15 protein-coding genes are annotated in these 14835 nt (G+C 29.4%); 9 read left to right on the top strand and 6 right to left on the bottom strand.

Going from position 1 to position 14835, the window contains the following annotated elements:
* Positions 1–3: 3 nt before the first annotated feature.
* Complete coding sequence (locus AC0L4B_RS05130) at positions 4–1773, top strand: MutS-related protein (RefSeq protein ID WP_473438833.1); 1770 nt, start codon at positions 4–6, stop codon at positions 1771–1773.
* Here AC0L4B_RS05130 and AC0L4B_RS05135 read toward each other — a convergent pair.
* The 3 genes from AC0L4B_RS05135 to AC0L4B_RS05145 all read right to left on the bottom strand — a co-directional run bounded on the left by AC0L4B_RS05135 (position 1770) and on the right by AC0L4B_RS05145 (position 5783).
* Positions 1770–2429, bottom strand: coding sequence for a hypothetical protein (locus AC0L4B_RS05135; protein ID WP_473438834.1), 660 nt, complete (start codon positions 2427–2429; stop codon positions 1770–1772). The two genes, AC0L4B_RS05130 and AC0L4B_RS05135, sit on opposite strands and share 4 nt — an antisense overlap.
* Positions 2430–2686: 257 nt before the next feature.
* Positions 2687–4774: a S46 family peptidase gene (locus AC0L4B_RS05140; RefSeq protein ID WP_473438835.1), complete on the bottom strand. Its 2088-nt coding sequence runs from the start codon at positions 4772–4774 to the stop codon at positions 2687–2689.
* A 112-nt stretch (positions 4775–4886) separates the two neighbouring features.
* On the bottom strand, positions 4887–5783 hold the full coding sequence (locus tag AC0L4B_RS05145) for a thioredoxin family protein (RefSeq protein ID WP_473438836.1): 897 nt from the start codon (positions 5781–5783) through the stop codon (positions 4887–4889).
* 185 nt (positions 5784–5968) lie between these two features.
* Between AC0L4B_RS05145 and AC0L4B_RS05150 the strand changes: the two genes are divergently transcribed.
* From AC0L4B_RS05150 to AC0L4B_RS05170, 5 genes are read left to right on the top strand one after another with little or no spacing between them, the layout of a single operon-like run.
* A complete protein-coding gene (locus AC0L4B_RS05150; protein WP_473438837.1) occupies positions 5969–6340 on the top strand; it encodes a hypothetical protein in 372 nt (123 codons plus the stop codon).
* Positions 6322–6936, top strand: coding sequence for a sensor histidine kinase (locus AC0L4B_RS05155; protein ID WP_473438838.1), 615 nt, complete (start codon positions 6322–6324; stop codon positions 6934–6936). Before AC0L4B_RS05150 ends, AC0L4B_RS05155 begins: the two co-directional genes overlap by 19 nt.
* Positions 6936–7622 (top strand): LytR/AlgR family response regulator transcription factor, encoded by a 687-nt coding sequence (locus AC0L4B_RS05160; protein WP_473438839.1) that lies wholly within the window; start codon positions 6936–6938, stop codon positions 7620–7622. Before AC0L4B_RS05155 ends, AC0L4B_RS05160 begins: the two co-directional genes overlap by 1 nt.
* A gap of 57 nt (positions 7623–7679) precedes the next feature.
* Positions 7680–8282 carry a hypothetical protein gene (locus AC0L4B_RS05165; RefSeq protein WP_473438840.1) on the top strand — a complete coding sequence of 201 codons (603 nt, stop codon included), beginning with the start codon at positions 7680–7682 and terminating at the stop codon, positions 8280–8282.
* Positions 8283–8286: 4 nt separating this feature from the next.
* On the top strand, positions 8287–9066 hold the full coding sequence (locus tag AC0L4B_RS05170) for a nitrilase family protein (protein WP_473438841.1): 780 nt from the start codon (positions 8287–8289) through the stop codon (positions 9064–9066).
* On the opposite strand, the gene AC0L4B_RS05175 is transcribed toward AC0L4B_RS05170, so the two are convergent.
* From AC0L4B_RS05175 to AC0L4B_RS05185, 3 genes are read right to left on the bottom strand one after another with little or no spacing between them, the layout of a single operon-like run.
* Entirely contained in the window at positions 9053–10666 is a 1614-nt protein-coding gene (locus AC0L4B_RS05175) for an Ig-like domain-containing domain (protein ID WP_473438842.1), read from the bottom strand. The two genes, AC0L4B_RS05170 and AC0L4B_RS05175, sit on opposite strands and share 14 nt — an antisense overlap.
* 57 nt (positions 10667–10723) lie before the next feature.
* Complete coding sequence (locus AC0L4B_RS05180; RefSeq protein ID WP_473439401.1) at positions 10724–10993, bottom strand: ComF family protein; 270 nt, start codon at positions 10991–10993, stop codon at positions 10724–10726.
* Complete coding sequence (locus AC0L4B_RS05185; RefSeq protein ID WP_473438843.1) at positions 10978–11178, bottom strand: ComF family protein; 201 nt, start codon at positions 11176–11178, stop codon at positions 10978–10980. Before AC0L4B_RS05185 ends, AC0L4B_RS05180 begins: the two co-directional genes overlap by 16 nt.
* A 612-nt stretch (positions 11179–11790) precedes the next feature.
* Here AC0L4B_RS05185 and AC0L4B_RS05190 point away from each other — a divergent pair.
* From AC0L4B_RS05190 to AC0L4B_RS05200, 3 genes are all read left to right on the top strand, one after another.
* Positions 11791–12531, top strand: coding sequence for a hypothetical protein (locus AC0L4B_RS05190; RefSeq protein WP_473438844.1), 741 nt, complete (start codon positions 11791–11793; stop codon positions 12529–12531).
* 113 nt (positions 12532–12644) lie between these two features.
* On the top strand, positions 12645–13202 hold the full coding sequence (locus AC0L4B_RS05195; protein ID WP_473438845.1) for a class I SAM-dependent methyltransferase: 558 nt from the start codon (positions 12645–12647) through the stop codon (positions 13200–13202).
* A 48-nt stretch (positions 13203–13250) separates the two neighbouring features.
* A complete protein-coding gene (locus AC0L4B_RS05200; RefSeq protein WP_473438846.1) occupies positions 13251–14792 on the top strand; it encodes a glycine--tRNA ligase in 1542 nt (513 codons plus the stop codon).
* Positions 14793–14835 lie beyond the last annotated feature (43 nt).

The following is a 14835-nucleotide window of genomic DNA, read 5'->3' on the forward strand; positions in this document are numbered from 1 at the left end:
TAAATGATTGACCATAATTCTTACTATAATACTAATGTTGCTAATTATAGCAGCCAACTTTCAAAGCTACAAAAACAACTAATAACTTTAAGTGTTATAAGGTTGCTGGTGTTTATTGTAACTGCTATTGGTTCTTATTTTAGTTTCGGAATTTGGTGGTTATTTGCAATTATAATTTTATTTGGCATTGGCTTATTTGTGTTTTTATTATCAAAATACACCACTATTAAGTCTAGTTTCAATTTAAAAAAGCAGTTAGTCCAAATTAATGAAGCCGAATTAAAAATTGACTCTGGAGAATTTCATGATAGACCTCAAGGTTTAAACTATCAAGATCCATTACATAATTATGCTTTAGATATTGATTTATTTGGTGTCGGAAGTTTTTTTCAATTTATAAATCGTACTGCTACACAGGAAGGCTCTGATCAATTGGCTAATTACTTAAAAGCTAATAATATCACAGCTATTACAAGAAGACAAAATGCGGTAAAAGAATTAGCTGCTAAGGCAGATTGGAGACAAAATTTTCAAGCTAATGCAAGCTTAATACAGACAGAAACTAAAGCAAAAACCATTCTTGAGTTTTTAAAATCTCACCAAAGTATATTGCCAAAATCGTTTAAGTTGCTGCCCTTAGTAATTTCAGTATTATCTATTTTAATTATCGGTTTGTCTGTTGCAAAAATTATTCCTGTAGCAATCATTGGTTATTGGTTGTTTGTTGGTTTGTTTATTACAGGTCGTTTTGTAAAAAAAGTAAATGTGTTAAGTGCAAATACAGACAAGATGAGAGATATCTTTCGTCAATATGCTTCACTTTTAAATGCAATTGAAAATGAAACATTCACTTCCAAATTATTAATTGAGAAACAGGCTAAAATTCAATTAAAAAATAAAAAAGCCTCACAAATTATTAAAGAGCTTTCAAAAGCAATGGATGCTTTGGATAACAGAAATAATTTAATTTCTGCAATTTTTGGTAATGGTTACTTCTTAACAGATTTAAAACACACTTACACCATCGAAAGATGGTTAGAAAACTATAAAGATAAAGTTGAAGATTGGTTTGAAGTAGTTACTTTTTTTGATGCTTATAACAGTTTAGGTAACTATGCGTTTAACAATCAAGATTATGTTTATCCTCAAATTGCTGATAATAATACTGAGACAAATGTCTTACAATTAGGGCATCCGTTGCTTAAAAGTAATAAACGAGTTGATAATGATTTTAAAATTCAAGATCGACAATTTTTTATTATTACAGGAGCAAATATGGCTGGTAAAAGTACCTTTTTGCGTACCGTTTCTTTACATATTGTTATGGCTAACATTGGTTTGCCTGTTTGTGCAAAAAAATCTATTTACAATCCTGTTAAATTAATCACAAGCATGCGTACTAGCGATAGTTTAACAGATGATAGTAGTTATTTCTTTTCAGAATTAACACGCTTAAAATATATTGTAGATGCGATTAAGCAGGATAATTACTTTATTATTTTAGATGAAATCCTTAAAGGAACAAACAGCACAGACAAAGCTATTGGGTCACGTAAGTTTGTTGAAAAATTAGTGGCTAGTCATGCAACAGGTATTATTGCAACACACGATTTAAGTCTTTGTGAAATTGAAGCTCAATTAGAAGCAGTTAAAAACTATTATTTTGATGCTCAAATTATTGATGACGAATTGTATTTTGATTACACCTTTAAAAAAGGAATTTGTCAAAACATGAATGCTAGTTTCTTATTGAAGAAGATGGAGATTGTTTAGTTAGTCGGAATTACCAAAGCTTCATTAAATATCCATTTTTTAATCAAATCATCGTTTGTAGTAATTTCAGCAAAAACATATAAATTAGATCTAAAACATGGTGAGGTTTCAGCTAACTCAATGACAACTTTATTATCGCAGTAACTAGAGTGTAAAAAGTAAATGTCTTTGTTTTTTATTAATACATAACCTACGTGATTGTCTAAACCAACAAAGTAAATGCCATCTGTATAAACAGCGTTTAGTTTTTCTTTTAATTCAAAAAATGTTTTATTAGAATATATTTTTAGCTTGTTTTTGGGTTGTAAAGCAATAGCTTCATGCAGTCCAGCTTGTTGTGCCATTTTGTAACGATTTAGATTAAAACCTAAATGTTTTAATGTGGTCGAGACAAAATAACCACAGGCTATTAATCCGTCATTTGGTGTGTTTGTGTAACCGTTAAAATCCCAAGTAGTTCCATACCAATGTGGTGTTATTTTATTTAATAATTGATTGTATATGTAATTAGATGCAGTATCAATAGCTTTATTGCTATCTATTAAGTACATAGATTTAAAATAAGATTTATCTTTTTTTAATTGAGCTTTTATATTGTTATAAACACCTGCTGGTTTAAAATTGATATTTAGTTTTGTGCTATCTATTCCAAACATGACCTGTTTTGGTTTTTCTGTTTTAGTAGTAATATTTTGATGAGAAATGACTACTTCTTTGTTTTTAGGCTTGCAACTGATTAATACAAAGTAGACGCAAAAAATATAATTTAAGTTTTTGATAGCAGTAAAGGTGTTGGTTTAGTTAGTTAAAACAACTAATTTATATAATTATTGTTTTCTTTAAAAATTAAAAAACCTCAGTAATCCGCTTAAGATTAATGAGGTTTTTTATAGATAACTACTAGTGTAAAATGTTATTTTTTTGGATGTACTAATTTCATTTCATCTATTAAATGAGTTGCCCCAGCATATTTATCTACAATAAAAAGGATGTAGCGTAAATCTACCATGATATTTCGACAAATTTCTGGATCGTAGTTCATGTCACTCATTGTACCTTCCCAAACACGATCAAAATTTAAACCTACAAGGTTTCCGTTGGCATCAATAGCAGGACTTCCAGAGTTTCCTCCAGTAGTATGATTTGTTCCTAAAAAACAAACAGGTACTTTACCATTGCTATCAGCATATTGTCCATAATCTTTGTTTTTATGTAAGTCTAATAGTTTTTGTGGTACATCAAACTCATAATCACCTGGTACATATTTTTCAACAACACCATCTAAATAACTTACAGGATTGTAATAGACTGCATCTCTAGGCGAATACCCTCTAACTTGACCATAAGTAACACGAAGCGTACTGTTAGCATCTGGAAAATATCTTGTATTAGGCAACGCTTCCATTAATGCTGTCATGTATTTAGTTTGTAATGCAGTAATAGGTGTGTTTTTTTCTTGGTAAGAGATGTTTAAATCATTAAAAAACTCGTCTATCATAGGTTTTACATATTTATAAGCAGCATCTTTGTTTAAGTTCTTTAAAACTGTTTTAGCATTACCGTCTAATAATTTTAATGCATCATCCAGGTTTGTAAACGCAGTTTTAGAGTAGATAGAAGCATCAACGTTAGTGTTATAAAAAGGCATTACATTATTAAATACACCTTGATCAACAGTCACATCATAGTTTTTATGAATACCCTTTAATCTTGAAATAAAACTAGCTTTAGCTTTGTCAAAAGTTTCTGGATTAGCAATAATAGCTTGTTCCATTTGATAGGCTCTAAAAGTCATTTGCATTAGCTCATTAGTAACCAAAAAGACTTCAATAAAGTTTCTTCTTTTAATGTTTACGGGAGCAAATGCTTTGTAAAGTTTTTCAAATTCAGGTAGGATATATCCGTATTTGTCCTCTAAGTTTTTTTCTTTTAAAGCTTTGGTAAAAGTGTCTTCAAAAGCGCGTCTTTTTGTTACAGCATCACTTTTTTTGATTCCAAGATTTTCGCCAATCCATTTTTTCCAAGCATTAGCAATTCTTGCTTGTTTAGAAGCATATTTAATACGTACAGCATCACTTTCTTTCATTTTAGCATCAATAACTTTTAATGCAGCCTCACGTATAGCAATGTTAGTTGGATTAAACTCTTCTGTAATATGTTGTATTGCTACAGCAGGAAGATACTCGTATGTACTACCAGGAAATCCAAAAACCATTGTAAAATCACCTTCTTCAACACCATCTAAAGAGACTGGTAAAAAGTGTTTTGGCTTGTAAGGTTTGTTGTCTTTACTGTATTTTGCGGGTCTGTTATTGGCATCAGCATAAATTCTAAACATAGAAAAATCTCCTGTGTGCCTTGGGAAAACCCAATTGTCTGTATCACTTCCAAATTTACCAATGCTAGTTGGTGGCGCACCAACTAATCTAATATCTTCAAAACGTTCTATTACAAATAAAAAATATTGGTTGCCTTCATAAAAAGACTTGATTTTAGTGTTTTGCCAAGCCTCTTTTTTAACTGTTTTTTGATATGTATTACTGTTTTTGTCTATTAAAGATTGTTTTTCTTTTTCAGTCATACTGTCTGTAATCCCAGCAAGTACTTGTGGTGTTACATCTTCAATTCTAACAATAAACTCGATGTATAAATCATCATTTGGCAATTCTTCGTCTAGAGACATCGCCCAAAAACCATTTTTTAAATAATCGTTTTCAAGGGACGAGTGCGATTGTATTTGACCAAATCCACAATGGTGATTGGTTAATATTAAGCCCTTATCACTTATGACTTCACTGGTACAGCCACCATTAAAATGACCAATAGCATCTTTTAAACTTGAGTTGTTAACGTCATAAATATCTTTAGCAGTTAATTTGCTACCAAGATTTGTCATTTCGGTTTCGTTCATACCTTCTAATAATGACGGAATCCACATACCACCTTGTTGTGCAGAAACTTGAATGGTAATAAATAGTAAAATGAATTTTAAAATTCTCATATAGTTTAGTTTTAGTATTGTCAAAGATAAAAAAGCAACAAAACATAGAATGTTAAACTATAAATTAAATCCCTTGGTTTAATAAGGGATTTAATTTACTTGTTAAGTCTGTTTATTGTTGCTGTTTGACTTTAATTTTAGCCAGCATTTCAATTGCATTTTTATCATCTGGTTTTAAGCTTAAAACCTTATTGTAATTTACTTTAGCTTCTTGATAATTATTTGTAGTGTAAAAGGCTTCGCCTAAACTATCATAAACATTTGGGTTGTATGGAAACATTTTTGTGTTTAAATCAAAAATGTACAAAGCTTTTGCGTGTTGTTTATCTTTTAAATGCCAATAGCCTAAAGTGTTTAATTCCTTACTACCTTCTGAATATTCTGGGAAATAACTTAAAAATTGAGATTCTAAGGCTATTAAGTTCTCTAAAGCTGATGTGTTTAGATTATGAAAAGTGACATTGGCAACAAAGTATTTAGGAAAATAACGTGTATTGCTTACTATGTTATTTATATCATTCTCAAAAGTTTCAACGGGATGCTCTACAATTCTATTAATTTCTTTTCCATCCTTATAAAAAATAAAAGTAGGCACACGATGTATATTATAGCCTTTTTCTTCTCCATTAGGTCCTTTTTTGTAGTTGTCTTTTGTGTTGTCTAATGCAAAGACCTTTAGTTGCTCCATGTTGAATTCTGCAGATTCTAGTACTTTATAAAAACGCGGAATTTCTTTTTTGCTATCTCCACACCAAGTGCCTAAAAACACTTTAATAGTATAATCATCTAACTTTGTTTTAAAAGTTTGCACTAACTTGTCATTGACTATATAATTGTCATAATTACTGTTAAACCATGTTTTATAACCTTCTTTTAGGAGTCCTTTTTTATTAATTTCACCTAATAATTTAGGTTGTCCTTTAGCGTCTAATACTTCATGGTTTAAATTTTGAGCATTTAAAATTAAAGAACAAAAAAGAAGGAGTGTTGTAGTTAAAATAGATTTCATAATATTGATTTTAAGAGTGTTTAGAGCTAAAATTATAGTGATAATTTTAAGACTTCTAATTTTTTTAACCAACAACCATTTTAAAAGTACAAACAGTAAAAAAATGTTGTTTGTATAACTTTTAAGGGCTTTTATACTTAGTTTTTTGAAGGTTTTAGCTTTTTGGTTTATTTTGATGACTAATTATGATAGACCTTAAAAAACATACATCACAAATACTGGTTCACATTCTTGGTTGGATGGTATTTATTTTTGTGTCATTATATATCTTTTCTAGATATTATTGGGCAGAAAATCCATTTTTACAATATTTGTCTATTCTAGGAGTCATTGTATATACAAATCATTTTATATTATTACCTTATTTTGTAAAACGAAAATGGTATGTCTTTTACGGATTGTTATTTATAGCAATATCGTTTTTAGCAACACAATTATATTGTAATGTTTTTGCACAATGTGGTTGCTCTATAATGAAATGTTTAAGCGACTACCTTTGGCAAACATTGGTTCCGTTAATTTTTTCTCATTTATATGGATGTTATTTCGTTTTTTAGATGAAAAAAATCAAAAAGAAATTTTAGAGAAACAACATGTTGAAATGGAATTAAAGTTTTTGAAATCTCAAATTAACCCTCATGTTTTATTTAATAATTTGAATACAATTTATTCGTATTCGATTGAAAAACCAGACCAAACACCAGAGTTAATTTTGATGTTATCAGACAATCTAAAACACGTAATGTATGAAAGTAATTCTGAATTTGTAGATTTAGAAAAAGAATTACAGTTTTTAGATAATTACATTAAATTTCAAAAAATTAGAACTGAAGGTGTAAAACAAATAAAATACCTTACAGCTATTGAAAATTTAAATAGTAAAATTGCGCCTTTATTGTTAATTACCATTATTGAAAATGCTTTTAAACATAGTACAATTAATAGTATAATTGATATAAGTATTACTGAAAAAAATAAACAATTAATTTGTACATGTGCTAATGCTTTTGACAGTAAATCACCAGAGCATAATCAGACAAAAATAGGGTTAACTAATCTTAAAAAAAGACTGTTGTTATTGTATCCAAATAAGCATCAATTATCAATAACCAGTACACAGCAATTTGTTGTTACTTTAAAACTAAATTTATAATGACTTGTATAATTGTTGAAGACGAGATGCCTGCACAAAATTTACTTAAAAATTATATAAGTAAATTGCCAAATGTAAACTTGATTGCTACTTTTCAAACTGCTAGCCAAGCTCATGATTTTTTTAAAAATCAGACTTCAGATTTAGTTTTTTTAGATATTAATTTACCCGATATTTCTGGATTAGACTTTATTAAAACTATTACAAATCCACCTGCTATAATAATGACTACTGCATATTCTGAATATGCTGTTAGTAGTTTCGAGCTAAATACTATTGTAGACTATTTGGTTAAACCTTTTAGTTTTGATCGTTTTTTAAAAGCTATTCAAAAAACAGAAATCAGATGTAGTAACCTTAATGCTAAATTGCAAGACCATTCAATGTTTTTAAATGTAGATAAAACGCTTCATAAGATTGTATTTGAAGACGTTTTGTATCTAGAATCTGATCGTAATTATATTACTGTAGTAACAAAAACACAAAAATTATCGTATATAGATTCACTTAAAAACTGGAAGCAAAAATTACCAGAACACTATTTTATTCAAATTCATAAGTCATTTATTATTAATACTAAGTGTGTTGATAAAATTTCTGGTAATCAAGTATTTATAAGTGCTCAACGTTTGCCAATTGGTCGTACATTTAAGCCAGAATTACTTAAAAAATTAAAAATTATTTAATTTGGACTAATATTTGAGTAATTAGAACTGTATATTTAATTTTAAATAAATTTTTAGATGAAATCAAAACAATTATTTTTTTCGTTAGCCTTAGTGTTAACAGCGTCTTTTTCTATTGCTCAAGAAGTTAGTCTTGAGGATAAAGTATATGTTGTAAAAAACAAAACGATTAAACAAGATGGGGTCGATGTATCAAGTACTTTAACAGAAGAACAATCTGCTAAAATTTATGAGCTAGCAGAAGCAAAAAATAAGCAATTAAAAGCAGAAGCATTAGCGGTAAAAGAAGCAAAGAAAAAAGAGAAACAAGCTGAAAAAGAAATTAAACAAAAAGAGAAGCAAGCTAAAGCTGAAGCTAAAGAGCTAAAAGCGCAAGAAAAAGAAAGAAAAGCAGCCGAAAAGGAGCGTAAGAAAGCTGAAAAAGAACGTAAGAAAAAAGAAAAAGAGCATAAGAAAAAGGAAAAGGCAATTGCTAAGAAAGAAAGTGCGAAAAAAGCATTAGAAAAAGCTGAGGATAAGCTTGAAAAAGAAACTAAAAAATACAATAAATTAGACGGTAAAGGTAAGTTGTCTCCTAACGATAAAGTTAAATGGGAGGATAAGCTAGAGAAATTAAAATCTAAAGTTACTAAAGCACAACAAAAATTAAAAAAAGCATAAACTTTTGGACGGTCTTTTAAACGTAGCATTAATTCAGTCTGATTTGGTTTGGGAAAACCCAATACAAAATCGACTAAATTTTGAAAGTAAAATTGAAAGTTTAACCAAAGATGTAGATTTAATTGTATTACCAGAAATGTTTACTTCTGGTTTTACAATGTCTGCAGCTGCTGTTGCAGAAACCATGGATGGAGCAACCATACAATGGATGCTAAATTTAGCAAAAAGTAAGCAAGCAGCAATTGTAGGTAGTTTAGTTATAACCCAAAACGATAAGTTTTATAATAGATTAGTTTTTGTACGTCCTAATCAAACTATAGAGTATTATGATAAACGACATACTTTTACTTTAGCAGGCGAGGATAAAGTATATACTAAAGGTCAGCAACAATTAATTGTAAATTATAAAGGTTTTAAAATAAAACCATTGGTTTGTTATGACTTACGTTTTCCTGTTTGGGCTAGACTACAAGACGATTATGATATCCTTTTGTATGTTGCCAATTGGCCTGAAAAACGCATAAAAGCTTGGGACACTTTGTTGCAAGCAAGAGCTATTGAAAATATGAGTTATTGTATTGGTGTTAATAGAGTGGGTTTGGATGTAAATAATTATAACTATCCAGGACATTCAGCAGCATATACAGCTTTAGGAGGTTTGCTAACTAATTTACCAAATAATAAAGAGGGACTACAGCAAATAGTGTTAACCAAATCGCATATTACTGTGACCAGAGATAAGTTGAAATTTTTAAACGATAAGGATGCTTTTAATCTAAAGTAAAGTCAACTATAACTTCCCATCCTGATCTGATTTCTTCTGCTTTTTTACTGTAGCTAACGCGCTCTGCTTGTCTGTTTTGTAAAAAGCTACCAGGATCAAAAACACCATTTTTATTACTGTCAAAAATAACCCTTAAATAGTATTCGCCTGGTTTAAGAAAGAAAAAATCTAAAGGTCGTGCTTCAGTAGTGTATTGTTCATACTTTACTTCTCCTTTTTTATCTACAAACTGAACAATTAAAGGATATTCAGCATTTTTAATATTAACTCTAGCACTACCTAAACTTGCTTCTTTTTCTGTTCTTAATGTGTAGTTTAAAGTATCATTAGTCGCTTCAAAAAAATCAGTTATTGTATTTGGTAATAACTGTACTTTATAACCATGGTCTTGTGTTTTTTCAAACTGTAACTCAATTGTGTTTTGTAAAGAGTCCAATTTACTGGTAAAAGCAATGTTTACAGAGTCTTTGTCAATAATTTTAATTTGCTTTTTATCAAATTTAGTAATTGGTACATTGCTCCATAATTTTAATGGCTCATACATGCCAATTGTGCTGGTCGGACTTGACTTTATTAGTAATGAATCTTTTTTATTATCCTTAATTCTGACAGTAAAAGTGTCTATGATTTTACGATTTGTTACCTTAAATACTAACGAGTCTACTTCTAGTTTAGGTTTATAATAGTAGTTTAAACTATCGGTTTCTTGATCTTTAATATATTTATATTCAAAATCCTCAGGAACATTGGATAAGATATCAATTTTCATTTTTTTATAATCCTTCCCTTGAAAACCAAATGCTATTTTTTCTCCAGAAATTAGTCTAGCATTTTCAGCTTTATAATCTAAATTCTCTTTAAACAGTTTTAATTTGTAAAAAGGGGTTGTGTCATTTGATACAGTAATAAAATCTTCATAAAATCCAATTTTATCACTTTTTTGTTCAAAAGTAATATTACTATTATTGTCTTTTATTGCAACCAACTTGTATTTTCCAGCTTTTAAGTTTTCTAATTTAAAATTAGTGGTGCTGTCCAGTGTGTTAGTTATGTATTTTGGGTTGTCTTTATAAACAATGCTATCTGTGTAGGTTGTGTCAGCTTCATATAAATTAACAGATATAAATGGATCTGTTTCCCTTTCAAGTGCATCCATTACGCTTCCTTTAACTGATAGGGAATCTATGTAATCTCCTGTTGAGAATACATATCTATAATAAGGATAGGGATTTTCTTCATTGTTATCAACAATACTATTTCCAAAATTTATAGCAAATGTTGTATTTGGTGGTAGTGTGTCAAAAATCTTGATTTTTATATATTTACTTGCAGTACCTAGAGGTGTGATTTCTGGTTTGGTTTTCATTGGAGGAGATATAACAAGTTGTTTTGTTAAATCTTTGGTTTTAACATACTCGTTAAAATATATCCTGATTTCTTTACTTTTAAAATTTTTAGAAAAGTTTGGTGGAGTAGCGTATTCAATCTCAGGAGGAGTAATATCCTTCTCGCCTCCAGAAATGGTTCCTCTGTTAGCACAATTAATAAATGTAAGTGCTAAAACACTATAAAAACAAAAATTTAAAAGACGATTTTGCATATAATTTTTAATGAAGTTACAAATTAACAACATATTTATGTTTTAACGAAAAATGCTTTAAGCTATTGCCATAGTTGCAATACTAATTTTAATGTTTTCGGCTTTATTTAATTCTATAATACAGGCTTCTAAAGTGTTTCCTGTAGTAATAACATCATCTACTAAAAGAATATGTTTGTTTTCTAATAAATCTGGTTGGGTTATGGCAAAAGCTTCGTTGTTTAATTGCCAGCGTTCTAATCTGCTTTTTCTAGCTTGTGATTGGTTACTATTTGTTATCTTAATTAATAATTGGTCATTAAATTCAGTTTTTAAAGCCTTAGCAATATTTTGACCAAATTTAGTAACTTGGTTGTAGCCTCTTTTTTTAGTTTTTTAGCGTGTAATGGTACTGGTATTACAAGGTCAATATTGTTTTTGTAATGTTGATTTGTTTTTAATTCTTCGCCTAACCAAAGCCCAAAAAAGTCACTGACTTCTTCATTTTTACCGTATTTTAATTGATGTAACAATTGTTGTACGATACCTTTTTTTCAAATCTTAGTAATGCAGTAGCAGCTTCGATTTTTGCTCGACCATAAAAGACTTTTTTAACAAAAGGATTATTATCCAAATGAAAATTTGTTGTTGGTAAACTATGTCTGCAATCTACACATATAAAATGCTCGTTGTCTGATAATTGGTTTTTACATGCTGAACATACCAGTGGAAAAAATAAATTTATCAAAGCATTTATACTCATAAATTAGTGGTCTATTAGTTTAATAATTGTTAAAATTGTGTCAATCAACCAAGTTATTTGCATTAAAACTTATTTTGACAGTGTTTTTATCCAAGTTATCGAAAAATTGTTAGTTATACGGATTTTAAAAATATTTTTGCTGTGTTATATTTTCCCAAAAATTGATTAAACATTTATTTAATTAGTATTAAATAGGTGTTTTAGTAACTAACAGACATATGATAATTTTCCCACATGCCTACAATTATAGGTTAATCATTGGTTCTCTATTTGTCGCCTTTATTGCATTAGGTGTCTATAGTTATGTAAGTGTATCTAAATTAGATGAATATAATAGTTATATCTCTCAAGAAAAAAACTGCTAGAAAACGAATTGTCAGAAATGATAATACGTTATGAAAATATTAGAACCGAAGACGAAATTTTAAACGAAAGATTAACCCAGTCTAAAATTAGAATCATTCGTATATTAGACTCAGTCAAAGCTGTTGCACCAAGTGCTTCCTTATTATCTTACTATAGAGCAGAAATTAAAGATTTACAGAATGAAAAAGATGCGGTTTTAGACTTGTTGACCAAATCTCAAGAAGAAAATAAACGTTTGCAATTAGCCGCATTAGAAGCTAAATTAAATTACCAATCTATAAAAAGCGCAACCAAAAATTTAAAAGTAAAAAATAAAGATTTAACTGTGGTTAATACAGAGTTATCTAACAAAATTGATAATGCTAGCTTTTTAGAAATAGAACAATTAGAGGCTCAGGCTGTAAAGCGAATTACAAAAAAACGAATTGTTAGTACTGAAAAATATAAAAAAGCAAATAAACTACATGTTGCGTTTACAGTATCTAAAAACAAATTTGTAGAAGAAGGAGATAAATATTTATACCTGCAAATATTAAGCCCTAGCAACAATATAGTTGCAGATGAAGGTTCTGTTAATTTTGGAAAAGAATCTTTAATATTTACCAAAAAAATAAAAGTGGCTTATAAAAAAGAAGACATAAAAGTAGAAACCATAATTACCACAGATATAGATCAACCATTCACAGAAGGTGTTTATTTTGTAAACGTCTTTAATGACAATAAAAGGTTAGGGAGTACGTCCATAACATTAAAATAAAGTTAAAAAACGATTCTATTATAACTAAACAACTTTAAAGGGTATAGTTTTACTAGTAAGCGATTAAATAATTATCTTATATTCGTTGAAAATTTTATTAAACCACTCTTTTTTTGAACAAAATCAATTTTTTAAAAGAATCAATCAAAAGTTTAAAAACTTCAGGAACCTTATTTCCTAGTTCAAGATTTTTAGCTTCAAAATTACTTAGTGCAATTGATTTTGAAAAGGCAAAGCTAATAGTAGAGTTTGGTCCAGGTAATGGTATCATAACTAAACAGATTTTACAGCGCTTAAGTCCTAATGCAAAACTAATTACATTTGAAATTAATGATAAGTTTTATAACGCGTTATTAAAAATTGATGATCCAAGACTTATTGTTACTAATCAATCTGCAGATCAAGTCATGGATGTAATCAAGCAATATGGTTTTGATAGTACAGATTACATAGTGTCTAGCTTACCATTAACCAATATACCTAAGCCAATAACCAATTCTATTTTAAACAGTGCTTATGCTTGTTTAAAGCCAAAGGGTTATTTCTTCCAGTTCCAATACAGCCTAACATATTACAACACTTTAAAGCAAATATTTAAAGGCAAAGTCCATTTAGGTTTTGAGGCTTTAAACCTTCCGCCTGCTTTTGTTTACACTTGTCAAAAAGACTAATCATTTTTTGGTTGTACACTTTTATTTATCGTTTATCTTTGTACTATTATGGCAAACAACGACGATCAATTTAAAAAAGTAATCTCTCATGCAAAAGAGTATGGTTACGTATTCCAAAGTAGTGAAATCTACGACGGACTTAGTGCAGTATATGATTACGCTCAAAACGGAGCAGAATTAAAGAAAAACATACGCGACTATTGGTGGAAAGCAATGGTGCAAATGAATGATAATATTGTTGGTATTGATGCAGCAATATTTATGCATCCAACCACATGGAAAGCCTCAGGCCACGTAGATGCTTTTAGCGATCCTTTAATAGATAATAAAGATTCTAAAAAAAGGTATAGAGCAGATGTTTTAGTCGAAGATTATTGTGCTAAAATTGAAACCAAAATTGAAAAAGAAGTTAAAAAAGCTGAAAAACGTTTTGGAGAAGCTTTTAATAAAGAAGAATTTTTAGCAACAAATGGTCGTGTTTTAGGTTATCAAGAAAAAATTGATACTATTTTAAAACGATTAGGAAAATCTCTTGAAGCAGAAGATTTAGCAGATGTTAAAGCATTAATCGAAGAGTTAGAAATAGCTTGTCCATTAAGCGGAAGCAGAAACTGGACAGATGTTAAGCAATTTAACCTAATGTTTGGCACAAAATTAGGAGCCTCTGCCGAAACTGCAATGGATTTGTATTTACGTCCAGAGACAGCTCAAGGAATATTTGTTAACTTTCTTAATGTGCAAAAAACAGGTCGAATGAAAATTCCGTTTGGTATAGCACAAACAGGAAAAGCGTTTAGAAACGAGATTGTTGCAAGACAATTTATTTTTAGAATGCGTGAGTTTGAGCAAATGGAAATGCAATTTTTTATCAAACCAGGTACACAAAAAGAATGGTTTGATTACTGGAAAGAAACAAGATTAAAATGGCATAAATCACTTGGTTTAGGAGAAGATAACTATCGTTTTCATGACCATGAAAAATTAGCACATTATGCTGATGCAGCAACGGATATCGAGTTTAAATTCCCGTTCGGATTTAAAGAGTTAGAAGGTATTCACTCACGTACAGATTTTGATTTAAAACAACACGAAGAGTTTTCTGGTAAAAAACTACAGTATTTTGATCACGAAGAAAAAGCAAGCTATACACCTTACGTTTTAGAAACCTCTATTGGTTTAGATCGTATGTTTTTGGCAGTATTTTCAAAAGCTTTAGTTGAAGAAGAATTAGAAAACAATACCACAAGAACAGTACTTAAATTACCAGCAGTTTTAGCACCTGTAAAAGCAGCTATTTTTCCTTTAGTTAAAAAAGATGGATTGCCAGAAGTAGCTAAACAAATTGTTGAAGACTTAAAATGGGATTTTAATGTGTTTTATGACGAGAAAGATGCAGTAGGTAAGCGTTACAGGCGTCAGGATGCAAACGGAACACCATTTTGTATAACTGTTGATCATGACACTTTAGAAGACAACACAGTTACCATTCGTCACAGAGATACAATGGATCAAAAACGTGTTAAAATTGAAGAGCTTCGTGATATTATCAAAAAAGAAGTAGATGTTAAAGAGTGGTTAATGAAAATGTAATTAGCACTTTTATTATTTTATATAAAAACGCCCAACTAAACAG

This window comes from Olleya sp. NP1-10, assembly GCF_055804415.1.